At 73.0% G+C, this 22637-nt stretch carries 23 protein-coding genes and 2 pseudogenes; 13 read left to right on the top strand and 12 right to left on the bottom strand.

The window, feature by feature from the left end; genetic code table 11:
• The 4 genes from E4P40_RS08950 to sucC all read right to left on the bottom strand — a co-directional run.
• Positions 1-1114, bottom strand: a 1114-nt coding sequence (locus E4P40_RS08950) for a DUF6350 family protein (protein ID WP_135158305.1), incomplete at its 3' end; no start/stop codon positions are given.
• An 85-nt stretch (positions 1115-1199) separates the two neighbouring features.
• Positions 1200-2219, bottom strand: coding sequence for a hypothetical protein (locus tag E4P40_RS08945; RefSeq protein WP_135158306.1), 1020 nt, complete (start codon positions 2217-2219; stop codon positions 1200-1202).
• Positions 2220-2400: 181 nt separating this feature from the next.
• The gene (gene sucD, locus E4P40_RS08940; RefSeq protein ID WP_135158307.1) at positions 2401-3279 is read right to left on the bottom strand and encodes a succinate--CoA ligase subunit alpha; all 879 of its coding nucleotides are present in this window, start codon (positions 3277-3279) and stop codon (positions 2401-2403) included.
• 34 nt (positions 3280-3313) lie between these two features.
• Entirely contained in the window at positions 3314-4474 is a 1161-nt protein-coding gene (gene sucC, locus E4P40_RS08935; protein WP_135158308.1) for an ADP-forming succinate--CoA ligase subunit beta, read from the bottom strand.
• A gap of 157 nt (positions 4475-4631) precedes the next feature.
• On the opposite strand from sucC, the gene E4P40_RS08930 reads away from it, so the two are divergent.
• Positions 4632-6482 carry a CocE/NonD family hydrolase gene (locus tag E4P40_RS08930; protein WP_167762159.1) on the top strand — a complete coding sequence of 617 codons (1851 nt, stop codon included), beginning with the start codon at positions 4632-4634 and terminating at the stop codon, positions 6480-6482.
• Here E4P40_RS08930 and E4P40_RS08925 read toward each other — a convergent pair.
• Both E4P40_RS08925 and E4P40_RS08920 read right to left on the bottom strand, forming a co-directional pair.
• On the bottom strand, positions 6479-6889 hold the full coding sequence (locus E4P40_RS08925; protein WP_209305230.1) for a cobalamin B12-binding domain-containing protein: 411 nt from the start codon (positions 6887-6889) through the stop codon (positions 6479-6481). The two genes, E4P40_RS08930 and E4P40_RS08925, sit on opposite strands and share 4 nt — an antisense overlap.
• A gap of 33 nt (positions 6890-6922) precedes the next feature.
• Positions 6923-8005, bottom strand: coding sequence for a hypothetical protein (locus E4P40_RS08920; protein WP_245160217.1), 1083 nt, complete (start codon positions 8003-8005; stop codon positions 6923-6925).
• Positions 8006-8242: 237 nt separating this feature from the next.
• Here E4P40_RS08920 and E4P40_RS08915 point away from each other — a divergent pair, with 237 nt between their 5' ends.
• Both E4P40_RS08915 and E4P40_RS08910 read left to right on the top strand, forming a co-directional pair.
• Positions 8243-9088 carry an alpha/beta fold hydrolase gene (locus tag E4P40_RS08915; protein WP_245160218.1) on the top strand — a complete coding sequence of 282 codons (846 nt, stop codon included), beginning with the start codon at positions 8243-8245 and terminating at the stop codon, positions 9086-9088.
• A gap of 215 nt (positions 9089-9303) precedes the next feature.
• Positions 9304-10095: a M23 family metallopeptidase gene (locus tag E4P40_RS08910; protein WP_135158311.1), complete on the top strand. Its 792-nt coding sequence runs from the start codon at positions 9304-9306 to the stop codon at positions 10093-10095.
• A gap of 115 nt (positions 10096-10210) precedes the next feature.
• Here E4P40_RS08910 and pcrA read toward each other — a convergent pair whose 3' ends face one another.
• Positions 10211-12529 carry a DNA helicase PcrA gene (gene pcrA / locus E4P40_RS08905; RefSeq protein ID WP_135158312.1) on the bottom strand — a complete coding sequence of 773 codons (2319 nt, stop codon included), beginning with the start codon at positions 12527-12529 and terminating at the stop codon, positions 10211-10213.
• Positions 12530-12801: 272 nt separating this feature from the next.
• Here pcrA and E4P40_RS08900 point away from each other — a divergent pair, with 272 nt between their 5' ends.
• Complete coding sequence (locus E4P40_RS08900; protein ID WP_135158313.1) at positions 12802-13101, top strand: chorismate mutase; 300 nt, start codon at positions 12802-12804, stop codon at positions 13099-13101.
• On the opposite strand, the gene E4P40_RS08895 is transcribed toward E4P40_RS08900, so the two are convergent.
• Positions 13098-13394, bottom strand: coding sequence for a hypothetical protein (locus E4P40_RS08895; RefSeq protein ID WP_135158314.1), 297 nt, complete (start codon positions 13392-13394; stop codon positions 13098-13100). The two genes, E4P40_RS08900 and E4P40_RS08895, sit on opposite strands and share 4 nt — an antisense overlap.
• Positions 13395-13466: 72 nt before the next feature.
• Here E4P40_RS08895 and E4P40_RS08890 point away from each other — a divergent pair, with 72 nt between their 5' ends.
• From E4P40_RS08890 to E4P40_RS08870, 5 genes are all read left to right on the top strand, one after another.
• Positions 13467-13655: a hypothetical protein gene (locus E4P40_RS08890; RefSeq protein WP_135158315.1), complete on the top strand. Its 189-nt coding sequence runs from the start codon at positions 13467-13469 to the stop codon at positions 13653-13655.
• Between the two features lie 210 nt (positions 13656-13865).
• Positions 13866-14420: a carboxymuconolactone decarboxylase family protein gene (locus E4P40_RS08885; protein ID WP_135158316.1), complete on the top strand. Its 555-nt coding sequence runs from the start codon at positions 13866-13868 to the stop codon at positions 14418-14420.
• A complete protein-coding gene (gene sigJ, locus E4P40_RS08880; RefSeq protein WP_135158317.1) occupies positions 14417-15319 on the top strand; it encodes an RNA polymerase sigma factor SigJ in 903 nt (300 codons plus the stop codon). The genes E4P40_RS08885 and sigJ overlap by 4 nt, the downstream gene beginning before the upstream one ends.
• A gap of 10 nt (positions 15320-15329) precedes the next feature.
• The gene (locus tag E4P40_RS08875; RefSeq protein WP_135158318.1) at positions 15330-16064 is read left to right on the top strand and encodes a PIG-L deacetylase family protein; all 735 of its coding nucleotides are present in this window, start codon (positions 15330-15332) and stop codon (positions 16062-16064) included.
• 12 nt (positions 16065-16076) lie between these two features.
• Positions 16077-16397 (top strand): TfoX/Sxy family protein, encoded by a 321-nt coding sequence (locus E4P40_RS08870; RefSeq protein ID WP_135158319.1) that lies wholly within the window; start codon positions 16077-16079, stop codon positions 16395-16397.
• Between the two features lie 31 nt (positions 16398-16428).
• Here the strand turns inward: E4P40_RS08870 and E4P40_RS08865 are convergent, their stop codons facing one another.
• Positions 16429-17082, bottom strand: a complete 654-nt coding sequence (locus E4P40_RS08865) for a response regulator transcription factor (RefSeq protein WP_135158320.1) — start codon at positions 17080-17082, stop codon at positions 16429-16431.
• The gene (locus tag E4P40_RS08860; RefSeq protein WP_135158321.1) at positions 17079-18284 is read right to left on the bottom strand and encodes an ATP-binding protein; all 1206 of its coding nucleotides are present in this window, start codon (positions 18282-18284) and stop codon (positions 17079-17081) included. Before E4P40_RS08860 ends, E4P40_RS08865 begins: the two co-directional genes overlap by 4 nt.
• A 135-nt stretch (positions 18285-18419) precedes the next feature.
• On the opposite strand from E4P40_RS08860, the gene E4P40_RS08855 reads away from it, so the two are divergent.
• The 3 genes from E4P40_RS08855 to E4P40_RS08845 all read left to right on the top strand — a co-directional run bounded on the left by E4P40_RS08855 (position 18420) and on the right by E4P40_RS08845 (position 20562).
• Positions 18420-19382, top strand: a complete 963-nt coding sequence (locus E4P40_RS08855; RefSeq protein WP_135158322.1) for a PspC domain-containing protein — start codon at positions 18420-18422, stop codon at positions 19380-19382.
• A complete protein-coding gene (locus tag E4P40_RS08850) occupies positions 19375-19677 on the top strand; it encodes a hypothetical protein (protein ID WP_135158323.1) in 303 nt (100 codons plus the stop codon). The genes E4P40_RS08855 and E4P40_RS08850 overlap by 8 nt, the downstream gene beginning before the upstream one ends.
• 114 nt (positions 19678-19791) lie before the next feature.
• Positions 19792-20562 carry an META domain-containing protein gene (locus E4P40_RS08845; protein WP_135158324.1) on the top strand — a complete coding sequence of 257 codons (771 nt, stop codon included), beginning with the start codon at positions 19792-19794 and terminating at the stop codon, positions 20560-20562.
• Positions 20563-20572: 10 nt separating this feature from the next.
• On the opposite strand, the pseudogene E4P40_RS08840 reads toward E4P40_RS08845, so the two are convergent.
• Positions 20573-21163, bottom strand: a pseudogene (locus tag E4P40_RS08840) (GMP synthase (glutamine-hydrolyzing)); the annotation flags it as partial.
• Positions 21164-21214: 51 nt separating this feature from the next.
• Between E4P40_RS08840 and E4P40_RS08835 the strand changes: the two are divergent.
• Positions 21215-21805 (top strand): annotated as a pseudogene (locus tag E4P40_RS08835) (GMP synthase (glutamine-hydrolyzing)); the annotation flags it as partial.
• 10 nt (positions 21806-21815) lie between these two features.
• On the opposite strand, the gene E4P40_RS08830 reads toward E4P40_RS08835, so the two are convergent.
• Entirely contained in the window at positions 21816-22586 is a 771-nt protein-coding gene (locus E4P40_RS08830; protein WP_135158324.1) for an META domain-containing protein, read from the bottom strand.
• Between the last annotated feature and the right edge of the window lie 51 nt (positions 22587-22637).

The following is a 22637-nucleotide window of genomic DNA, read 5'->3' as shown; positions in this document are numbered from 1 at the left end:
TGGCGAGGGCGGGCGCCCCGACCTGGGCGAGGCCGCCGTCCCCCAGCGACCCACCGGCGATCCAGACCAGCACGCCGCTGACCGCGCCCAGCAGGACGCCGCACAGCAGGCCGGCCAGGCCCGCCACCACCGAGCCGCCGTCGCGGTCGGAGAACCAGCGGCCCACGGTGCCGCCGGCCACCAGACCGGCCAGTGCCGGGACCACCTGGGAGACGAACGCGATGAGCGGCACGGCCTGGGTGTCGGGCAGGGCCGCCAACAACGGCAGCGCGGGGACGGCGCCGAGTGTCACCCCGTGCACCGACACCAGGGTTCCCGAGCCGACGAAGAACCCCGGCCCCGCGGCCAGGCCGAGCACCGCGGCGGCGGCGTTGGGCAGCAGCAGGAGGGTCAGCCCGAGCAGACCGAGGGCCCCGGCGCCCGCTCCCCCGAGCGAGCGGGAGAGGGATGCGTACCCGGAGGCGTCCGAGACGAGGGCGACCACGACCACGACGATGCACAGCGCCATCGCGGTCAGCAGGCCGGACAGCACCCCTCGCAGCACCGGGAGGACGAAGCCGGGCAATCGGTCGAGGAGGTCGTCGAGGAGTCCCGACTCCCGGCCGACCCCCCAGCCCACCGCCGTGACGGCAAGCAGGAGGGACCCGATCAGGGGGCGCAGGACCCCGACGCCCACGTCCGCGGTGTCGAGCGGGATCGTCAGCAGGACGCTGATCAGCACGTGCACCAGGACCACGACGACGGCGCCGCGCACCGCCTGCCGGGGAGTGCTCAGGTCGCCGAGGCGCACGATGCCCCGGCCGGCCTGGGCCAGCCCCCACGCGATCGTCAGCGTCAGGAGGAGCGGCGCGAGCACGAGCGGGCCGGAGCCGAGAGCCAGCTCTCCGCCCTGCGCGAGCAGCCACAACCGCCCGGCCAGCGCGATCGAGCCGCCGACGGCCAGCCCGCCGTCGGGGTCGAGGGTCTGGACGACGACGAGGGCGAGACCGAGCCCGAGCAGCCCGACGAGGCTGACCGCCAGCGACGCGGCACCGGCCACCCAGGGCAGCGGCACGGCCGGGTGCCACGAGGCGTCGCGTCCCCGCCGGGAGGTGCGTGCGAGCAGGGAGACCACGTCCCCACTCTCGCAAGCTCACCCGCCGGACGGCGGGCGCACGCGCCGGAGGCGCCCCGGGATTCGGGCGCCTCCGGTCGTCGGATCAGCCGTTCGGGCGCTCACCGGAACCGGGAGTACCCGACCCCTCACCGGACGCGGTCGAACCACCCGACGGGGGCGGTCCGCCGGGCGGGGGACCGTAGGACGACGTCGGCGGCGAGGCCGGCGGCGGAGGCGGAGGCGCGTACTGCTGCTGAGGCCCCGGGTGCCCGTAGCTGCCCTGTCCGTACGGCGGGCCGGGCTGTCCCTGCTGGCCGAAGTTCGGTGCCGGCTGGTTGGCCCACTGCGCAGCGTTGGCGACACCGCCCCGCAGCGCCGGGCGGTTGCGCAGCTCCGGGAGCAGCGAGAGGACGGCGAAGAGCAGGATCACCGTCGCCGTGATCATGCCGAGCAGCGCCCAGACGGAGAAGTCGCCGTCGAAGCTGTCGAGCCACGCGAACAGGGTGAGCAGCCACGCCAGCGCGGTGATGCCGACGGTGACCCACGACCGCGGGAAGCCCAGCTTGAGCTCCGTGAACGCGGGGAGGACCGCCCAGGCCGTCGCCAGCAGGAAGAGCACGAAGGCCGAGGTCACGTTGCCGGAGTCGAAGCCGCTCAGGCTGAACCCGAAGAAGTCGTCCCCGAAGGTGAACCACGGGAAGAACGCCAGGATGAAGTAGACGAGCGTGCCGCCGGCGATGACGTAGTCGGCCATCTTCAGGCGCTTGAGGTCGAACGAGAGACCACCGCCGGTGCCCGCGGGCTGCCCGAACGGGTTGTGCGCGGGCTGGCCGTACGCCTGCGGCGGACCGTAGCCCGGCGGGGGCTGCTGGCCGTAGCCGGGCGGCGGACCGTAGCCCGGGGGCGGGCCGTAGCCGGGCGGCGGCTGCTGGCCGTACCCGGACGGGGGCCCGTAGCCGGGCGGTGGCTGCTGACCGGGGTGCTGCTGACCCTGCTGCTGGCCGTAGCCGGGCGGCGGACCCTGCGGCGGCGGGGGCTGGTGCGGGGGCTGCGGCTGCGCGTGCTGCCCGTGCTCCGGCGGCTGACCGCCCGTGGGCGGCTGCGGCGGCTGGCTGGAGGTCATCGCAGGGGCTCTCCTCGCAGGGCGTCGGGTGTGCGAGGCGAATCGTGGTCGCACCCGGCGTCATGGCGCAACCACGGCACGCGCACCGTCGCCCGTCCGTGATCGTCGTCCCAGCTGCGCAGACGCCGCCGCCCGGCGACCTGGTCGAGGTCGCCGGGCGGCAGTTGGGAGTGGACCGGCCCTACCCTGCGACGATCTCCCGCATGAGCTGGGCCGTCTCCGACGGGGTCTTGCCCACGCGGACCCCGGCGGCCTCGAGGGCCTCCTTCTTGGCCTGTGCGGTACCGGCCGAGCCGGAGACGATCGCGCCGGCGTGGCCCATGGTCTTGCCCTCGGGGGCGGTGAAGCCTGCGACGTAGCCGACGACGGGCTTGGTGACGTTCGCCTTCACGAAGTCCGCGGCCCGCTCCTCGGCGTCGCCACCGATCTCACCGATCATCACGATGGCCTCGGTCTCCGGGTCGTCCTGGAAGGCCTGCAGGCAGTCGATGTGGGTGGTGCCGATGACCGGGTCGCCACCGATGCCGACGGCGGTGGAGAAGCCGATGTCCCGGAGCTCGTACATCATCTGGTAGGTCAGCGTGCCGGACTTGCTGACCAGCCCGATCGTGCCCTGCTTGGTGATGTTGGCCGGGATGATGCCGGCGTTCGAGCGCCCGGGGCTGATGAGGCCGGGGCAGTTCGGGCCGATGATCCGGGTGGAGCTGCCCTGGGCGTGGGCCCAGAAGTAGGTCGAGTCGTGCACGGGGATGCCCTCGGTGATGACGACGGCAAGGCCGATCTGGGCGTCGACGGCCTCGATGACGGCCGCCTTCGCGAACGGCGGCGGCACGAAGATGACGCTGACGTCGGCGCCGGTCTCCTTCATCGCCTCGGCCACGCCGCCGAAGACGGGGACGCTGGCGCCCTCGAAGTCGACGGTCGTGCCGGCCTTCCGGGGGTTGACGCCGCCGACGATGGCGGTGCCCGAGGCGAGCATGCGCTGCGTGTGCTTGCTGCCCTCGGACCCGGTCATGCCCTGGACGATGACCTTGCTGTTCTCGTTGAGGAAGATCGACATCTGTCTGGTGTCCTGTCGGGAGTCGGGGCGGCGATCAGGCGGCGAGTTCGGCGGCCCGGCGCGCGGCGCCGTCCATCGTGTCGACCACGGTCACCAGGGGGTGGTTGGCCTCGGCGAGGATCCGCCGGCCCTCCTCGACGTTGTTGCCGTCGAGCCGGACGACGAGCGGCTTGGTCGCCTCGTCACCCAGGATGTTCAGCGCGGAGACGATGCCGTTCGCCACGGCGTCGCAGGCGGTGATCCCGCCGAAGACGTTGACGAAGACGCTCTTGACCGCCGGGTCGCCGAGGATGATGTGCAGCCCGTTGGCCATCACCTCGGCCGAGGCGCCACCACCGATGTCGAGGAAGTTCGCCGGCTTGACGCCGCCGAACTCCTCACCGGCGTAGGCGACGACGTCGAGGGTGCTCATGACCAGCCCGGCGCCGTTGCCGATGATGCCGACCTCGCCGTCGAGCTTGACGTAGTTGAGGTTCTTCTCCTTGGCGGCCGCCTCGAGCGGGTCGGCCGACGCTGCGTCCTCGAGGGCGGCGTGCTCCGGCTGCCGGAACTCCGCGTTCTCGTCGAGGGTGATCTTGGCGTCCAGGGCGAGCACGGTGCCGTCGGGCGCCTTGGCCAGCGGGTTGACTTCGACCAGCGTGGCGTCCTCCTTGGAGAAGACCTCCCACAGCTGGACGGCGATCGCGATGACCTGGTCGCGGACCTCGGCGGGGAAGTTCGCGGCGTCCACGATCTCCGTCGCCTTGGCCTCGTCGACCCCGGTGGTGGCGTCGATGGGCACCTTGGCGAGTTCGTCGGGCCGCGTGGCCGCGACCTCCTCGATGTCCATCCCACCCGCGACCGAGGCCATGGCCAGGAAGGTGCGGTTGGACCTGTCGAGCAGGTAGGAGAAGTAGTACTCCTCGGCGATGTCACTTGCCTGGGCGACCATCACGCGGTGCGTGATGTGGCCCTTGATGTCGAGGCCGAGGATGTCCTGGGCGCGCGCCTTGGCGTCCTCGGGGTTGTCGGCGAGCTTCACGCCGCCGGCCTTGCCGCGGCCGCCGACCTTCACCTGCGCCTTGACGACGACGGGTTGGGCGATCTCCCGTGCGATCGCCTCCGCCTCGTCGGGCGTCTCGGCGACGCCGCCGGGGAGCACGGGCACGCCGTGCGAGGCCAACAGGTCACGGGCCTGGTACTCGAAGAGATCCACGAACAGGCACCGTAGCCCGCCCGTAACCAGGTCGCTCCCCCGGGCGTTGTAGGGGTGGGGGCCGGGTGGGCCGCATCACAAGGTGCGTCACTCCATCGGGCCCCCCACACTGCCCGGCACGTGCCTGAACGTTCCCCTCGACGACGAGGAGCTCCCAGTGCGACGAGCTGCGACCGCCCTGCTCACCGCCGCACTGACCTCCGCAGGGATCGCCGCGCTCGCGCCACCGGCGGCTGCGACGGGCGACAACGTGCCGCGGAACCTGACCATCACGGTGACGGACCTCGGACCGGAGAAGCGCACCTGCTCGATCGACGCCGACCTGTACGTGCCCGCGGGGGCGACGGACGCGAACCGGGCGCCTGCGCTCCTCACCACCAACGGCTTCGGCGGGACCAAGGTGGACCAGGCCGACTACGCACAGGGCTTCGGGGAGCTGGGCTACGTGACCCTGGCCTACACCGGCCTCGGGTTCGTGGACGGCGACAACTGCCCGATCACGCTGGACGACGTCGAGCACGACGGCGCCGCGGCCAGCCAGCTGCTGCGCTTCCTCGGGGGCGACCCCTCGATCGAGGCCGTCGACGACGTCACGAAGGAGAAGGTCGTCGTCGACTCGGTGCTCCTCGAGGGCGACCCTGCGCGGCACGACCCCGCGGTCGGCATGGTCGGCGGTTCCTACGGTGGGCAGATCCAGTTCGCGGCCGCCGCCGCCGAGCGACGCGCCGGAACCGACCGACTGGACGCGATCGTCCCGCAGATCACCTGGCACGACCTCTCCTACTCCCTGGCACCGGACAACAGCGGCCTGCCTCGCGGCTCGGCGACCAGCGGCTCGGTGAGCTCTCGTGGCACCGGGGTCTTCAAGTACCAGTGGGCGCTGCTGTTCACCACCCTCGGCGTCGGCAACGGTCTCCAGGACGCCCCGAGCGCCGCCGACCCGGCCGCCTGGCGTCAGTTCCTGCGGAACAACTGCGCGAACTTCGAGCCGCAGGTCTGCCAGGCGCTGCTGGAGGTGGCCACCCTGGGCTACCCCAGCGCCGCATCGATCGCCTTTTTGCGGTCGAACTCGGTGGCCAGCTACCTGAGGGAGGTGCGGGTGCCCACACTGCTCGGCCAGGGGCAGGCCGACACCCTCTTCAACCTGCAGGAGTCGGTGGCCACCTACACCGCGCTGAAGGCTCAGCGCACGCCCGTCTCGCTGACGTGGCAGTCGTGGGGCCACAGCGACTCCACCCCCGTCGCCGGCGAGCTCGACGAGCGGAACCCGCGTGGGACCGTGCAGGGTGACGCGATCCTGGCGTGGTTCGACCACTACGTCCGCGGCCAGGGCCCCGCGCCGGCGCAGGACTTCAGCTACTTCCGCGACTGGGAGTACGACGCCACCACCGGGGACGCAGCGGATGCCTATGCGACGGCGCCGTCCTACCCGGTCGGCAGGAAGCAGACGTTCTACCTCTCGGGAGGAGGCGCGAACGGCTCGCTCGTCACAGCCCGGAACCAGGTGCGGTCGGGCACCAGCACCTACAGCAGCGTGGCCCCGATCGGGCCGAACTACACGGAGACGTCCTATCTCGACCAGTCCCGGCCGGTGACCGATCCCCCCGGCACGGCCATCCGGTTCTCGACCGCCCCGCTGACCCAGCCCCTCGACGTGGTGGGCAGCCCGTCCCTCACGGTCACGCTGGACGCCCCGGCCGTCGCGGCGTCGCAGCACCTCGGCCCCGCCGGGCAGCTCGTCGTCTTCGCCAAGCTGTACGACGTCGGGCCGGACGGTGCCGTGGAGCTGCCCCACCGGCTCATCTCCCCCGTCCGCGTCGCCGACGTGACGAAGCCGGTCACCATCGAGCTGCCGGGCATCGTGCACCGCTTCGAGCCCGGCCACCGGCTCGCCGTCGTCCTCGCGGGCGGTGACTTCGCCTACCGCGGCTCGACGCTCCCGCAGCAGGTCAGCCTGGCCACCGGTACGGGCCGGAGCCAGCAGCTGACGGTGCCCGTCGTCCCCTAGGTGCCGGCCGGCGCTCCGACGTGCTGGCGGACCCAGTCGACGATCTGGGTGGTGGTCGCACCCGGTGTGAAGATCTTCGCGACGCCGACGCGCTCGAGTTCGGGGATGTCCTCGTCCGGGATGATCCCGCCACCGAAGACGACGACGTCGTCGACGCCCCGCTCGGCCATGAGCTCGTGCAGCCGGGCGAACAGCGTCATGTGCGCGCCGGACAGCACCGAGAGCCCCACGGCGTCGGCGTCCTCCTGCAGGACGGTCTCGACGATCTGCTCGGGGGTCTGGTGCAGGCCGGTGTAGACGACCTCCATACCGGCGTCCCGCAGGGCGCGGGCCACGATCTTCGCGCCGCGGTCGTGCCCGTCGAGGCCCGGCTTGGCGATGACCACCCGGATCCGTTCGTCCACCATGGCCCGCAGCTTATGGAGCCCGCGTGGGCCCCGTCACGCTCGACCGCGGCGCAGCCGCCAGGCGGCCGCGGTGAGCAGCGCGTAGCCGAGGCCGGTCAGCAGGAGGCCGGCGCCGGGCACCGTCCACTCCAGGTCGTCGGACGACGTCGCGTCCCGCACGCCCGCGAGGCCCGCCGACAGGACGGCGACGGAGATCGCGAGCAGCGCACCGACGGCGGCGAGACGGGGCCGCAGCGACGGGGCGATCACCGAGCACAGGACCAGCGCGCCGGCCAGGAGCAGCCCACCCAACAGCGCAAGTCCGGGACGTTCCAGCAGTGCCTGCGGCCCCTCCTGCGTCACCACCGTCTGCAGCCCCGTGGCCGGATCGGTGACCACGCGGTCGGGGACGTCGGCCGCCGGCAGGGTCAGGCACAGCACCGTGCCGACGCCGAGCAGGACCGCGCCGCCGGCGAGCAGCGAGCGCACCGGGTCCAGGGCGCCGCCGTCCTCCATGACCGTGCGGCCCCACGCGACCGCGCCGGCCATCCCGGCCAGCACGGTCAGGGCGAGCGCCACCAGGCCCAGCACCCAACCAGGCCCGACCTCGACGCTGCTGGTCACGACCCGCTCCCCTGCAAGGACCTCGACCGCCGGACGGGACGTCGAACTGCTGCCCCGGTACACCTCGATCAGCGCCAGGCCGAGGGCCAGCGCGCCCGCCACTCCGGCGTAGGCCAGGCCGAACTTGGGCACGGCGCCGCGCAGCAGCCAGGCGCCGACGGCCGCGGAGGCCACGGGGACGAGCAGGCTCGCCAGGACGCCGCTGACTCCGGTCGCGGTCGACAGCTCCTGACCACCGACGACCAGGTACGTGGGAAAGGCGGCGGCGACGCCGAGGAGCGCAGCCAGCACGAGCAACGCGCCGGTGAGGCGGGCGGCGGGCGGCACGGTCCCGACCACCAGCCCGTCGCCCCGGCCGTCCGCGGTGGCGGGCGTGCCGTTCCGGGAGCGGGCTGCACCGGAGCCGCCGGCTCCGGAACGGGCGGCGGCGGCGCTGCGGCGGGCGGTGCCGGCTGTCCGGCTCGAGTCGGCGCGGTCGCGGGCGGGCCCGGTACGGGCGTCGCGGGCGGACACGGTTCCCCCTTCGGCTGTTTCGGTCACGAACCGGCCTCGATCGGTGACACGTCGGGCACGTCGATGTGACGTCCGCCACACACGCGAGTTACCTTCGGGTCAACGGAGCACATAAGTCGTGCACCACCACCCGCGAGGCCGAACCAGTTGCCACCGCCGGTTGGTCCGACGGGGAGGTATTCGGCCATGCGCGCATCGAGCGGCCCGGGCTCGCGTCCAGAGTCGCACACGGCGGCCGTGACCGACGGAGCGCCACGAGGTGCCCTGCGGAGTCTCTGCAGCACCGCCACCCTGGCGGGCGGAATCACCGAGCTGGCCTGGGTCGGCGCGCACGTGCTGATGTACCCGCTGGGCACGCGGACGACCGTCCTCCGCCCCGATCCCCGCCACCGCCCGGGACTCCAGGCCCCGACGGCCCGCGCCCTGTTCGCCGCCGACCCGCTCGCCGCCCGGATCCCCGTCGTCCTGGTCCACGGTCTCGTGGACAACCGTTCGGTCTTCTCCGTGATGAACCGCAGCCTGCGCCGTCGCGGCTTCGCGCACGTCTGCAGCTGGAACTACAGCCCGCTCCTGACCGACATCGCCCGCGGTGCCGCGGATCTCGGCGCGCACATCGAGGCCATCTGCGAAGCGACCGGGTACGACCGCGTGCACGTCGTGGGCCACAGCCTCGGCGGACTGATCTCCCGCTACTACGTCCAGCGCCTGGGTGGCGACAGCCGGGTGGAGTCACTGGTGACGCTCGGGACCCCGCATGCGGGCTCGGTGTGGGCCAACGTCGCGCCCACCCCGCTGATCCGCCAGCTGCGCCCGGGCTCCCCCGTACTGCAGGAACTCGCCGAACCGGCGCCGGGGTTCCGCACGCGGATGACGGCGGTCTACAGCGACCTCGACCAGATGGTGATCCCGACGTCGTCGGGCAGGTGCGACCACCCGGACCTCGGCGCCCGCAACGTGCTCTTCCACGGGATCGGCCACCTGTCGCTGCCCCGCAACGGCGGCGTGGTCGACGAGGTCGCCGCCACCCTGGCCGGCCGGCGCGAGGCCCTCCCCGCAGCCGTCGCCGCCGTCTCCGTCGCCTGACAGGCCGGTCCGGCGCGTCGTCGTCACGCACTGCACACATTGCGACACGTCTTGTTCGGTGCTTGGTCGCGCCCTGACGCATCGTTACGGTTCGATCACGGCACCGGTAGCCACCGGCGGACACCGCCCCGCGGACCGTCCACAGCCGCCGTCGCTCCCCCGACGGAACGCCTCGCGGCGGCCCAGAGGGAAGCGCTCGTCCGGGAAGGTGCGCCTTGTCTCGCAGCAGTGCACCGCAGGTCCTCGAGCAGACCGTGCGCGAGACCGCTCGTCCCGACGCGGTGGCGCCCGCCATCGCCGAGGCGCAGGCCGCCCTCGCGTCCCGCCGCTCGGCCCCGCGGCTGCTGGCCGGCCGACGCCTCCCGCAGCCCCCGGGACGCCGCGCGCCGCTCTGGTTCGCCGCACTCGTCGCCGGCGCCCTCCTCGCCGCCGCGCCCACCGTGATCGGCAGCCCCCCGGACCACACCGCCACCGCCTCCGACTACGGCCTCGGCGGCGTCTCCGACATCTCGCTGTCCGGTGGCATCGACGATGCCGGCGTCCGCCGCAGCATCACCGAGGCCGAGGCGCAGGCCCGCCTCGGCGAGCTTGCCGCCTCCCGCGCCGCCCGGGCACCGAAGACCGTGCTGCCCACGCAGGGCCGGCTCACCACCTGCTACTGCCAGCGCTGGGGGCAGATGCACTACGGCCTGGACCTGGCCGCCCCACTCGGCACGCCCATCTACTCCGCCGCCGACGGCGTCGTCCTCAAGGCCGGACGAGTCTCCGGGTTCGGCAACGCCGTCTACATCCAGGACGCCGAGGGCTTCGTCCACATCTACGGGCACATGCGCTACTACGACGTCGAGGCCGGGGACGTCGTGCACGCCGGCGACCAGATCGCCAAGGTCGGCAACGAGGGCTTCTCGACCGGACCGCACCTGCACTACGAGATCCACAAGGGCGACATCAACGGCCGCCCGACCGACCCCGAGGCCTGGCTGGCCGACCGCGGCGTCTCGGTCTAGCGGTTGTCCTGTCGCGCCGAGTGGGGCCCGGAGGGCTCCGCGCAGGTGTGACGCAGCGGCTCATCCCGAGTCGGGAACGGCTCGTGGCTGCGGTGTCGTCCGGAGGACGACCGTGTCACAGCTTGACGAGCGGGGCGTACCTCAGCACCAGGCGCTTGGTGCCACCGGAGCCGAAGTCCACCGTGGCCTGCGCCTTGTCGCCGACGCCCGTCACCTCGACGACGGTGCCCAGGCCGAACGCGTCGTGGCTCACCCGGTCGCCCACGTCGACGGAGATGACCGCCCGGTTGCCCGCCCCGCCCCGCAGGCCGCCGGTCGACAGCCCGGTGGCCGCCACCCGGGACTGCGCCGACGAGTAGCTGTTCGACGCCGCCGGCGCCGGCTCGAGCCGCGACCAGTGCACGGTGTCCGGCGGCAGCTCGTCGAGGAACCGGGACGGCGGGTTGTACGAGGGCTGCCCCCAGCTGGTGCGCACCTGCGCCCGCGACAGGAACAACCGCTTCTGGGCCCGGGTGATGCCGACGTAGGCCAGTCGCCGTTCCTCCTCCAGCTCGCGCGGGTCACCGAGCGCGCGCAGGTGCGGGAAGACGCCGTCCTCCAGCGCGGTGAGGAAGACGACCGGGAACTCCAGGCCCTTGGCGGTGTGCAGCGTCATCATCGTGACGACGCCGGCGTCGTCACCGGTGACCGGGATCTGGTCGGCGTCGGCCACCAGCGAGACCTGTTCCAGGAAGTCGGTGACCGTGCCGCCCGGGCTGGCCGCCTCGAACTCCGCGGCGACGGAGATGAGCTCGTTGAGGTTGTCGACCCGGCCCTCGTCCTGCGGATCGGTGCTGGCCTGCAGCTCGGTGAGGTAGCCGGTGCGGTCGAGGATGCTCTCCAGGAGCGCCGCCGGGCCGGATCCCGTCTCGACCAGCTGCTCGAACTCCTCCAGCAGCGCCACGAACTCCTGGATGGCCTTGAGCGAGCGGGTCGCGAGCTCACCGACCTCCGAGCAGCGGCGCAGCGCCGAGGCGAACGGGATCCGCTCGCGGTCGGCGAAGTTCTCGATGCACGCCTCCGCCCGGTCGCCGATGCCGCGCTTCGGGGTGTTGATGACCCGGCGCAGGCTCACGATGTCGGTCGGGTTGGCCACGACCTTCAGGTAGGCCAGCGCGTCGCGGACCTCTTTGCGCTCGTAGAAGCGCACCCCGCCCACGACCTTGTAGGGCATGCCGACGCGGATGAAGACCTCTTCGAACACCCGCGAGGCGTTGTTGGTGCGGTAGAAGACCGCGATGTCCTTCGGCTGGGCCACGCCCTCGTCGACGAGGGCGTCGATCTGCTCGGCGACCCACGCGGCCTCGTCGTGCTCGTTGTCGGCGACGTAGCCCTCGATCAGCTCGCCGTCGCCGGAGTCGGTCCACAGGTTCTTGGGCCGGCGGCCGGTGTTGCGGGAGATGACCTGGTTCGCGGCCTTGAGGATCCGCTGGGTGGAGCGGTAGTTCTGCTCGAGCAGGATGGTCGTCGCGTGCGGGTAGTCGCGCTCGAACTCGTCGATGTTGCGGATCGTGGCGCCGCGGAACGCGTAGATCGACTGGTCGGCGTCACCGACGACGCACAGCTCGGCCTGCGGGACCGGGCCGTTCTCCGGGCCGACCAGCTCCCGCACCAGCATGTACTGGGCGTGGTTGGTGTCCTGGTACTCGTCGACGAGCACGTGCCGGAACCGGCGGCGGTAGTGCTCGGCGACGTCGGGGAACACCTGCAGCAGCTGGACGGTGTTCATGATCAGGTCGTCGAAGTCCATGGCGTGCGCCTGGCGCAGCCGCTGCTGGTAGAGCTTGTAGGCCTCGGCCAGCACCTTCTCCGGCGCCGTCTGCGGGCTGTAGCTCTCCTCGTCGATCAGCTCGTTCTTCAGGTTCGACACCTGCGCGGCGAGGCTGCGGCCGGGGTAGCGCTTGGCGTCCAGGTCGAGGTCGCGGGCGACCATCGTCATCAGCCGGACGGAGTCGCCCTGGTCGTAGATCGTGAACGACGACTTCAGGTTCAGCTTCGCGGCCTCGGCGCGGAGGATCCGCACGCACATCGAGTGGAACGTCGACACCCACATCGCCCGGGCGCGCGGCCCGACCAGCGCGGCCACGCGCTCCTTCATCTCCCCGGCGGCCTTGTTCGTGAAGGTGATCGCGAGGACCTCGCCGGGCTGGGTGTGCCGGGCGCCGAGCAGGTAGGCGATGCGGTGGGCGAGCACACGGGTCTTGCCCGATCCGGCGCCGGCGACGATGAGCAGTGGCCCGCCCTCGTGGACCACTGCCTGCCGCTGGGGGCCGTTGAGACCGGCCAGCATGCGCTCGAGCTCGCGCCCGACGGAGCCCTTGGCGGTGCGCTGGAGGGCCTCCGTCCCGGGCAGGCTGTTCTGGGTGCCGGGGAGTGCCTGCTGGACGCTGCTCATGACCACATCACTGTAAGCCGGACGGGTGACGGTCCCCTCCCGGCTCCAACTGCCGTCACACGCGCACCAGGCAGCGTCGTGGTGGCCGCGGACCGGCTGTGGCACACTCGGCTCCGTGCTCGCCACGGTCAGCTTTTTCTACGGTCACCGGGATCCGGTGTCCGTCACCGCCGGCTGAGCAACCGCCGCAACAGACGCCCCGGGCCCGAAGAGCCCCGGGGCGTTCTTCGTCTCCGGGGTCCGGACGGCCACCAGATCCCGAAGGACGCCCCATGAGCACTCCCACCGCCACTCCCGCGAGCTCCGCGCCGGTCGCCGTCACGGGCGGCGACGTCGAGCGGATCGGCGAGCTGCGCACCGCCATCGACACGTGCGACGCCGAGATCATCGAGCTCGTCCACCGCCGGCTCGCCATCTCGAAGGAGATCGGCGCCCTCCGGGCCGCCAGCGGCGGCACCCGGCTCTCGCTCTCTCGCGAGCAGCAGGTGCTCGACAGGTTCCGCGCCGCGCTGGGTCCGGACGGCGCCGCGCTCGGCATGCTGCTGCTGCGCCAGGGCCGCGGCCGCCTCTAGGAGGCCCCGGCGCGCCAGACCAACACGTCCTCGTCGTCCATCGCGCTGACCTCGAGGACGCCGGCCGGCACCGGCGCCCGGTCCCGGAGCCGCTCGGCCAGGGCACGTCCGAGTGCCAGCGCTGCGGCCGGTTCGTCCGCCGTCCGCTCCGCCGAGACCCGCAGCAGCGCCGGGTCCGCGGGGTCGACCCACACGGCGCCGTCGTCCCCGAGCGCGTCGGCCACCGGTGCCGCCGTCGCGTCGTCCCAGGGCGAGAGTGCGCGCAACGTGACGCCGAGCGTGTAGGTGACCACGACCGCCAGTCTGCAAGCCGCGGCACCTTCCCGCCGCCGTATCCGCGAGATCCCCACCTGCCTCTGGAAGGCATGACGGATCCGCTCCCCGATCTCCCGCCGTTCCCCCACCGGCTGCCGCGGGCCGTCGCCCGCCGGATACGCGCGACGGCCCGCCGGCCACGTCGGAGGACGGCGGTCGTGCCGGTCATCTGCACCTTCGGCGCCGGGGCGTTCCTCGACGTCGACCCCCGGCGCGACCGGGACCACCCGTTCCGCTGAGCCACCCGGCACGGTGCGAGCACCCCCGCCATGACCCAGCGGGGACGTCCCGCACACCGCTGGGGCCGGTTCGTCCGCACGGGCGGGCGCCGGCACGGGGAGCCGGTCGGGTCGCCAGGGGGAGGACCCGACCGGCTTCCGCGGGATCGGATGTCACGTCCGGCGCGTCTCCTCCGTCTCCATGGGTGTTCCCGATGGAGAGGACCCGACATGACCCGCATCCCGCTCGACCCGCCGCGCACTCCCCTCTACCGCCTCGCCGAGTGGTACGCCCGGCGCACCTACGGCGTGGTCCCCGACCCGCTTCCGGCCATGGGGCACAACATGCGGGTCCTGGCCACCGATCTCCGGTTCGAGACCTCGCTGGCCCGCTGGAAGCGGCTCGACCCGACGCTGAAGGCGCTGGCGGTCATGGCGTCCGCCGTCTCGATCGGCTGCTCGTGGTGCGTGGACTTCGGCTACTGGGTGACCACCTCCGACGGCGTCGACCCGGTCAAGATGCGCGACGTCCCCCGCTGGCGGGACAGCGACGCCTACACCGACCTGGAGCGGCAGGTGCTGGCCTACGCCGAAGCCGTCACCGCCACCCCGCCGACCGTCACCGACGACATGGTCGCCGGCCTGCGGCGGCAGTTGGACGACGCCCAGCTGGTCGAGCTCACCATGATGGTCGCCGTGGAGAACGTCAGGTCGCGGTTCAACAGCTCGCTGGGGCTCACCAGCCAGGGCTTCGCGGACCGCTGCGAGATCCCGGCCGCCTCGTGACGGCCGCACTCGACGCGTTCGACCGCCACCGGCGCCTGCTGTTCGGCGTCGCCTACCAGATGCTGGGCAGCGTCGCGGACGCCGAGGACGCCGTCCAGGACACCTGGCTGCGGTGGTCCGCGGCCGACCGCAGCGACGTCGCCGACGCGCGGGCCTACCTCGTGCGGATCACCACCCGGCTGGCGCTCGACCGGCTGGGCTCGGCGCGGGCACGGCGGGAGAGCTACGTCGGGCCGTGGCTGCCCGAACCGCTGCTGACCGGCGGCTCGCCGGTCGGGTCGGGCCCACCGGCGCCGGAACCGGACGCGGCCGCCGAACTCGGCGAGCAGGTGTCGCTCGCGCTGCTCGTCGTGCTCGAGACACTGTCCCCTGCCGAACGGGCGGTGTTCGTGCTGCGCGAGGTCTTCGGTCTGCCGATCGCCGAGGTGGCCGCCGTCCTCGGCCGGAGCGAGGCCGCGGTCCGCCAGATGGGGCACCGCGCCCGCGAGCACGTGCAGGCGCGACAGCCCCGCTTCGACGCCGACCGGGAGGCCCACCGGGAGGTGACCGAGCGTTTCCTCGCCGCCGTCGGCGGTGGCGACCTCGAGGCGCTGCTCGCGGCCCTGGCACCCGACGTCGTCCTGATCAGCGACGGCGGGGGGAGGACGAAGGCGGCCCTGCGTCCGATCACCGGCGCCGACAAGGTGGCCCGCTGGCTCGTGGCCGTCGCGCAGGAGGGCGCTGCCCTCCCGGACGTGCGCATCGCTGTGGCCGAGGTCAACGGCTCGGCGGCGATCGTCGGCTGGTCGGGGACGGAGCCCTTCGGGTCGATCTCCCTCACCGTGGCCGACGGGCGGATCCAGCAGGTGCTGGTGGTCGTCAACCCGGACAAGCTCGCCGGTCTCGTCGCGCCCTCCTAGGCTCCGCCGGGTGACCGCGCCCGCACCTCAACCACCCGCCGAGCACGTCGATCGCGTGCTCTGCGTCCTGGCCCATCCGGACGACGTCGACTTCGGCAGCGCCGGCACCGTCGCGACCTGGACGGCGGCCGGCACGGAGGTCACCTACTGCATCGTCACCGACGGGGACGCGGGCGGGTTCGACGAGACGCCGCGGGAGCAGATGCCGGTGCTGCGCCGGGCCGAGCAGCAGGCCGCGGCGGCGACGCTCGGGGTGAGCGACGTCCGTTTCCTCGGCTATCCCGACGGTCGGCTGGAGCTCACCCTCGACCTCCGGCGCGACATCAGCCGGGTCATCCGGCAGGTGCGCCCGCAGCGGGTGCTCAGCACGTCGCCGGAGCGGTTCTGGGACCGCATCGGCGCCAGCCACCCCGACCACATGACCACCGGCGAGGCGACGATGCGGGCGGTCTACCCCGATGCCCGCAATCCGTTCGCCTTCCCCGAGCTGCTGGCCGACGAGGGCCTGGAGGCGTGGACGGTGTCGGAGGTGTGGCTCGGTGCCAGCCCGCAGGCGAACCACGCGGTCGACGTCACCGAGATGCGCGACCGCAAGATGGCTGCGCTGCGCTGCCACGTCACGCAGACCAGCCACTCCCCCGATCTCGAGCAGTTCGTCACCGGGTGGATGAGCCAGACGGCGCGGCGGTTCGGCCTCCCGGAGGGGCGCCTGGCCGAGGCCTTCCAGATCGTCCACACGGCATGACAGCGTGACCCCATGAGCGACGACCGATGGGAACAGCTGGTCGACCACGCGGAGGGCGGCGAGGTGAGCCGCGGCAGCATGTTCGGCTCGCGGGGGCTGCGGACCGGCAAGAAGTTCTTCGCGATCTGGTGGCAGGAGCAGCTCGTCGTCAAGCTCCCACCCGCCCGGCTGACCGAGCTGGTGGAGGCGGGGCAGGCGGCCCCGTTCGAGCCGATGGAGGGGCGCGCGATGAACGGCTGGGTCGTCGCCGGCGACCCGGCGCAGTGGTCCGGCCTGGTCGAGGAGGCCCGAGAGTTCGTCGCGGCCGAGGCCTCGTCCAGGGGCTCGCCCTGAGCGTGCGAAGGGTGAGGAGGACGAGGTCCTCTCAGAGCAGGCGGTTGGTCGCCGCCCACCGGGTGAGTTCGTTGCGGTTGGACAGCTGCAGCTTGCGCAGCACGTTCGAGGCGTGTGACTCGACGGTCTTCACCGAGATGAACAGCCGCGACCCGATCTCGCGGTAGGTGTAGCCGCGCGCCAGCAGCTGCATCACCTCGCGCTCGCGGGCACTGAGCAGGTCCAGGCCCGGGTCGGTCGCCTCCTCCTCCGGCACGGGCGCGGCCGGACCGGCCGCCGAGAACGCGTCCAGCACGAAGCCGGCCAGCCGCGGGCTGAACACGACGTCGCCCTCGGCCACCCGGTGGACGGCGTCCAGCAGGTCGGCCCCCGAGATGGTCTTCGTGACGTAGCCCCTGGCACCGGCCCGGATGACGGCGATGACGTCCTCGGCGGCGTCCGACACCGACAGCGCCAGCCACTTCACGTCCGGCAGCTCGGCCCGCAGCGTCTCCAGCACCGTCCGGCCGCCGCCGCCCGGCATGTGCACGTCCAGCAGGACGACGTCCGGACGCGTCGCGCGGATGCCCGCGACGGCCGAGGCGACGTCGGCGCCCTCGCCGACCACGGTCACCTCGTCGCCGAGCTCGGCGCGCACCCCGGCGCGGACCATGGCGTGGTCGTCGACCACGAACACCCGGGTCATGCGGCCACCCGGGGAAGCACCAGCTCCACCTCGGTCCCCTCCCCCGGCGCCGACCGGATCTCCGCCGTCCCACCCAGGCGCGTGAGCCGGCCGTGCACCGAATCGCGCAGGCCACGCCGGTCGTCGGACACCGTCGCCGGATCGAACCCCTTCCCGCGGTCGCGGATGAAGACCGACACGCGCTCGGGAGTCACCTCGGTGTAGAGGTCGGCGGCGGTCGCACCCGAGTGCTTGGCGGCGTTGACCAGCGCCTCGCGCGTGGCGGCGCCGAGGTCGGCCAGCGCATCGTCGACCGGGGCGTCACCCACGACGACGGGGTCCACGGTCAGCGCGTGGTCGGACTCGACGTCGGCGACCATGCCGGCGACGAGGCCCGCCCACGTGCCGCCCTCGCGGACCACCTTGGGGTCGTAGAGCCACGCGCGGAGCTCGCGCTCCTGGCCGCGGGCCAGCCGGCTCACCGCCTGCGGCTCCTCGGCGTGCCGCTGGATGAGGGCGAGGGTCTGCAGCACCGAGTCGTGCAGGTGCGCGGCGACGGCGGCGCGCTCCTCGGACCGGATCCGCGCGGTGCGTTCCTCGGAGCGGGAGTCGAGCAACCGTCGCCAGATCGGGGCGGTCGCGAGGACGACGCCGGTCAGGATCACCAGGGTCGCGGCGAAGCCGTTGCGGGCCGCGGCCAGCTGGCCGGTGGTCGCCAGCAGCAGCACCACACCGCCCGCGGCCAGCGCGACACCCCCGGCCAGGGCCCAGCGGACGCCGGGCAGGGCGAGGGTGCGGTCGGTGTCCAGCTGCCGCCAGATGACGGCGAGACCGACCGCGACGAGGATCAGCGGCAGCACCAGGTCGCCGCTGCCCCAGCTGGACACCTGGCCGAGGAACGCCAGCGCGGCGAACCCCAGGACGGCGATCGTGAGCAGCTGGCGCTTCCCCCCGGGCGCACCGAGGGTGATCCGGCCGGGTGAGGGCTCCTCCGAGCCCGGGGCGGCGACCGGCATGGTCAGCCACAGTCCGGCGTACATGACGATGCCGACGCCGAAGGTCGCCAGCACGACGAAGACCACCCGGACGAGCAGGGGGTCCTGGCGGAGGTGGGACGCCGTCCCGGACGCGACGCCGGCGAGCAGGCGACCGGAGCGCGGGCGCACCAACGGCGGCCGCGCGAGGGTCGACCCGGGCGGCGCCGTGGTCGCAGGAGTGGTCACGTACTCGATCGTCGCACCGTGGGGCCCCGCTCCGACACGGGTGATCACCCTGGAAGACCACTTCCGCGCGAACCAGGGTCGGATGGGGGCCTTCCCTGATGGTTTCCGCCGGCCGGCGTCGGCAGTCTTCTGGGCATGACAAGCGCACCGCCCCCCGCTCCTCCACCTCCCGCTCCGCCGCCACCGCTCCCGCCGGCCGACGACCAGGGCGCCTGGCCGCCCCCGCCGCCCGCCGGCCCCGCGCTCCGCTCGCAGCTGCGCCGCAGCCGCAGCGACAAGGTCATCGGCGGCGTCGCCGGCGGCCTCGCCGAGTACAGCGGCATCGACGCGCTGCTCTGGCGGGTCGGCTTCGTCGCCCTGACGCTCGCCGGCGGTACCGGCATCGTCGTCTACCTGCTGCTCTGGTTGCTGATGCCGGTCGGTCCGCACGTCGGGCCGGGCGCGGCGGTCGAGCAGCGCATCCGCCCACCGGCCGGTCCGCGCTCCCCGGTCCCCGGCATCACCATCGCCGCGGTGCTCATCCTCGAGGGCCTGCTCGCGCTCCTGAACCGGGTGTTCGACTGGGACCTCGGACCGACGGCCTTCTTCGGGACCGCACTGCTGACCGTCGGGCTCGGTCTCGTCGCGGCCGCCTTCACCCGTGGCCGGACGGCGCGCGGCGGCCTGATCGCCCTCGGCCTGGTGCTGTCCGTGGCCACGATCGCGGCATCCACCGAGCCGTGGCACGGCGGCGAGAACGGCATCGGGGACCAGGTCTACCGCGAGGTCGACGCCGAGATGGTCCAGCCGGTGTACGACTGCGGGGTCGGCGACTGCACCCTCGACCTCTCCGACGTCGACGTCAGCGACCTCGACGGCCTCATCACCACCCGGCTCAGTGCCGGCCTCGGCGACGTCGAGGTGATCGTGCCCCGCTCCGCCGACGTCCGGGTGTCCGTCGACTCCGGGATCGGGGACGTGCGGATGTTCGGCGAGGAGGACCGCAACGGCGGCTACTTCGACGGCCTCGGGCGGAGCGACTGGACCGGCGACAGGGCAGCCGAGATCGACGTGAGCATCAACGCCGGCATCGGAGACGTGGAGGTGTCCCGTGACTGACTACAGCGAGTTCCCGACCACGCCGACCGCCTGGCAGGAGCAGCAGCTCCGCGACTGGCAGACCGTGACCCCGCTGTCCACCGAGGACCCGGAGCCGCCGGCGCGCCGTCGCAAGGCCGACCTGACCGCCCTCGTCCCCGGCGCCTTCTTCGCCGTCCTCGCGATCGTCCTGATGGCCGGCGCGGACCTGCCGGTCGGCATGTGGGAGGAGGGCGGCTTCCTCTGGGCGGTGCTGATCGGCGTCGGGGTGGCACTCCTCATGTCGGAGGTGCGCAAGGCCCGGCGGAGGCGCTGACTCCCGGAGGGGGTGGGCGGAAGAGCCCGGTGAGCAGTCGCTCACCGGGCTCTTTCGCGTAACGACTCGGTCCGTTCCGTTGCCCCGCACCCCTGCCCGCAGGACATTCCGGACATGACCGACGGCGGACGGCGGGCCGGCGCCCTGCTCCTCGCCGTGCTCGTCGCGGCGACCGGCTGCGGGAACGGGACCGACGCGGCCGACGGGCCGGACGTCACCGGCCAGTGGCAGCTCGTCGAGGGGACGGCGGACGGCGTCACCCTGCCCTCCAACGGGGCGACGCTCCAGCTGGGCAACGGCGAGGCCGGCGGCGTCTCGTACTGCAACCACTACTTCGGGACCTACCGCCTCGACGGCGACACCGTGGTCTTCGAGGGCCTGGGCGGCACCGAGATGGGCTGCGAGCCCGACGTGATGGCGGCCGAGACCGCGTACATGTCGGCCCTCGGTGCGGTCGACACCGCCGCCGTCGAGGCCGACGCGCTGCTGCTCACCGGGGACGGCGTCCGGCTCCGGTTCTCCCCCGTCGCGCCGGTCCCCGCCAGTCCGCTCGAGGGCACCCACTGGGTGCTGGAGACGCTGGTCGAGGGCGAGGTCGCCTCGTCGACGGTGGGCGAGCCGGCGGTCCTGCTGCTGGACCCGGACCGCACCGCCCAGGCGTCCACCGGGTGCCGGACGGTCACCGGCACCTGGCTCCTGGAGGACGAGACGCTGATCATCGACGACCTGCTGGCCGACGGCGCCGAGTGCCCGGCCGACGTCCAGGCACAGGACGAGCTCGTGAGCGGGGTCCTGGGCGCCGGACCGCAGGTCGAGATCGAGGAGAACCGGCTCACCCTCACCGTCCGCGACGGCCGGGCCCTCGTCTACCGGGCGGCCTCGTGAGGCGTCGGCGCTACTCCCACTCGATGGTGCCGGGGGGCTTGCTGGTCACGTCCAGGGTGACCCGGTTGACCTCGGGCACCTCGTTGGTGATCCGCGTCGAGATCTTCGCCAGGACGTCGTAGGGCAGCCGCGTCCAGTCCGCCGTCATCGCGTCCTCGCTGGACACCGGGCGCAGCACGATCGGATGCCCGTACGTGCGGCCGTCGCCCTGGACGCCGACCGACCGGACGTCGGCCAGCAGCACCACGGGGCACTGCCAGATCTCGCGGTCCAGCTTCGCCGCGGTCAGCTCCGCACGGACGATGGCGTCGGCCTTGCGCAGGATGTCCAGCCGCTCCTGGGTCACCTCGCCGACGATGCGGATGCCGAGCCCCGGCCCCGGGAACGGCTGCCGCCAGACCATCGCCTCGGGCAGGCCCAGCTGCAGGCCGACCTCGCGCACCTCGTCCTTGAACAGCGTCCGCAGCGGCTCGACGAGGGCGAACTGCAGGTCCTCGGGCAGTCCACCGACGTTGTGGTGGCTCTTGATGTTCGCCGTCCCGGTGCCGCCGCCGGACTCGACGACGTCCGGGTAGAGCGTGCCCTGCACGAGGAAGTCGACGGTGTCGCCGCGCTCGACGTCGTCGGCGACGCCAAGGAGCACGGCGACACCGTCGACTTCCTCGTGCAGGGCACGCTCTACCCGGACGTCGTCGAGTCCGGCGGCGGCACCGGGACGGCGAACATCAAGAGCCACCACAACGTCGGTGGACTGCCCGAGGACCTGCAGTTCGCCCTCGTCGAGCCGCTGCGGACGCTGTTCAAGGACGAGGTGCGCGAGGTCGGCCTGCAGCTGGGCCTGCCCGAGGCGATGGTCTGGCGGCAGCCGTTCCCGGGGCCGGGGCTCGGCATCCGCATCGTCGGCGAGGTGACCCAGGAGCGGCTGGACATCCTGCGCAAGGCCGACGCCATCGTCCGTGCGGAGCTGACCGCGGCGAAGCTGGACCGCGAGATCTGGCAGTGCCCCGTGGTGCTGCTGGCCGACGTCCGGTCGGTCGGCGTCCAGGGCGACGGCCGCACGTACGGGCATCCGATCGTGCTGCGCCCGGTGTCCAGCGAGGACGCGATGACGGCGGACTGGACGCGGCTGCCCTACGACGTCCTGGCGAAGATCTCGACGCGGATCACCAACGAGGTGCCCGAGGTCAACCGGGTCACCCTGGACGTGACCAGCAAGCCCCCCGGCACCATCGAGTGGGAGTAGCGCCGACGCCTCACGAGGCCGCCCGGTAGACGAGGGCCCGGCCGTCGCGGACGGTGAGGGTGAGCCGGTTCTCCTCGATCTCGACCTGCGGTCCGGCGCCCAGGACCCCGCTCACGAGCTCGTCCTGTGCCTGGACGTCGGCCGGGCACTCGGCGCCGTCGGCCAGCAGGTCGTCGATGATCAGCGTCTCGTCCTCCAGGAGCCAGGTGCCGGTGACCGTCCGGCACCCGGTGGACGCCTGGGCGGTGCGGTCCGGGTCCAGCAGCAGGACCGCCGGCTCGCCCACCGTCGACGAGGCGACCTCGCCCTCGACCAGCGTCTCCAGCACCCAGTGGGTGCCCTCGAGCGGACTGGCGGGGACCGGCGCGACGGGGGAGAACCGGAGCCGGACGCCGTCCCCGGTGAGCAGCAGCGCGTCGGCCTCGACGGCGGCGGTGTCGACCGCACCGAGGGCCGACATGTACGCGGTCTCGGCCGCCATCACGTCGGGCTCGCAGCCCATCTCGGTGCCGCCCAGGCCCTCGAAGACCACGGTGTCGCCGTCGAGGCGGTAGGTCCCGAAGTAGTGGTTGCAGTACGAGACGCCGCCGGCCTCGCCGTTGCCCAGCTGGAGCGTCGCCCCGTTGGAGGGCAGGGTGACGCCGTCCGCCGTCCCCTCGACGAGCTGCCACTGGCCGGTGACGTCCGGCCCGTCGGCCGCGTCGGTCCCGTTCCCGCAGCCGGTCGCCGCGACGAGCACGGCGAGGAGCAGGGCGCCGGCCCGCCGTCCGCCGTCGGTCATGTCCGGAATGTCCTGCGGGCAGGGGTGCGGGGCAACGGAACGGACCGAGTC

The sequence above is a fragment of the Blastococcus sp. CT_GayMR20 genome, assembly GCF_004570345.1.
Note: the sequence above shows the minus strand (reverse complement) of the source record. Positions and strands in the feature narration are given on the sequence as shown.